The sequence below is a fragment of the Alcanivorax sp. HI0044 genome (assembly GCF_001634945.1).
Genome location: NZ_LWEZ01000997.1, coordinates 1 through 560 on the forward strand (window position 1 = coordinate 1; position 560 = coordinate 560).

A 560-nucleotide genomic window follows, 5' to 3' on the forward strand; every position below is an offset into this window, starting at 1 on the left:
AAAAACAGCCTGATCAACACCTACGCATCCGGCATCACCCTGTATGACGGGCAGAAGATCGAAACCTTGCCCATGCAGGACGGCGACCGTAAAGGCGACTATGCAAGGGTGCGCATGGAGGTGAAAACCAACTCCGGGCAGGTGGTGCCGATCTACTACACCCTGTTCCTGCGTGATGATCAGTGGAAAGTGATCAATGTGTATGTGAATGGCCTGGATCTGCGCGATACCTTCAAGAGTCAGTTCGCCCAGGGGATGCAGCAGTACAACGATATCGACAAGGTGATCGATAACTGGTCTGCGGATGCCAAGATTGATGCCGGCATCGACGAGGCCAAACAGGGCGAGTGAACCCGCCTGCCGTGGTAAGGGGCAGCGGGCTCGCGTATTATTACGCCCTTGATGACGATTTGATGGAGCGGCTGCAGGCCGCTCCAGTGCTGTTTGGGCCTGACCAAGGCCCTGATGAGGAGCAAAGATGAATCCGGAAGAAGTTCAGGCATTGGTTGATGCCGGTTTTGACAATGCCGATGTGGCAGTGGAAGGCGGCGGTGACCGGT

At 55.9% G+C, this 560-nt stretch carries 1 protein-coding gene; it reads left to right on the forward strand.

Going from position 1 to position 560, the window contains the following annotated elements:
* Positions 1 to 351, forward strand: a 351-nt coding sequence (locus A3730_RS11780; protein WP_197477454.1) for a phospholipid-binding protein MlaC, incomplete at its 5' end; no start/stop codon positions are given.
* Positions 352 to 560 lie beyond the last annotated feature (209 nt).